Source organism: Alkalibacterium psychrotolerans (assembly GCF_054784355.1).
Genome location: NZ_BAAGPH010000008.1, coordinates 1 through 778 on the forward strand (window position 1 = coordinate 1; position 778 = coordinate 778).

At 41.4% G+C, this 778-nt stretch carries 1 protein-coding gene; it reads left to right on the forward strand.

Features of this window, described 5'->3' with window-relative positions:
- A partial coding sequence (locus ACYVLS_RS01685; protein ID WP_460320511.1) for an IS1380 family transposase occupies nucleotides 1-778 on the forward strand: 778 nt, incomplete at both ends.

Consider the following 778-nt stretch of genomic DNA (forward strand, 5'->3'; position numbering starts at 1 on the left):
AATAGCCGGTTACTCAACGGATTCTTCAGCCAATTGGCTACGTCACGATCCAGTTTTTCAGCAGGGGCTAAATAAAACGACCTTAGGTTCACAGTCGATGGTTTCTCGTTTTATTCATCAACTGTCGGAGGAGAATATCGTTCAACTTCAATCAATTGCCAAGGCATTGACCACTATCTATATCGGCCAAAAAAATACACAGCATATGATCATTGACGTGGATTCTACTCACTCAGACACCTTCGGAAAACAAGAACAGACTGATTTCAATACTCACTACGGAACAACGGGTTATCATCCCTTAGTGGCTTTTGATGGACTGACTGGTCTGTTTCTCGGTGCCGAACTTCGTCCGGGCAATGTGTACACGTCTAACAATGCAGAAGTCTTTTTAGCAGACATCATCTCTCAACACAAACAGCACTCATGTGATATGTTTTTAACTGTCCGAGGGGACAGTGGCTTTGCCAAACCTGAGATCTATGAGTTATGCGAGCAAGAAAAAGTGAAGTATATTATTCGTTTAAAAGTCAATGCACGACTGAAGAAAATGGCTCAACAAAAGGTCCTTTACAGACCAGATACAGACTTTACACATAAAGAATCACAGTATTTCAAGATTGATTATCAAGCTAAATCTTGGGAAACGGTTCGTAAAGTAGCTGTAAAGGCCACTCGAGAAGCTGGCGAACTCTTATTTACGACGTTTGAGTTTATCGTATCAAATTTCGTTGATATACCTGCCCAAACAGTGTACAAGCTCTACCAAAAGAGAGGG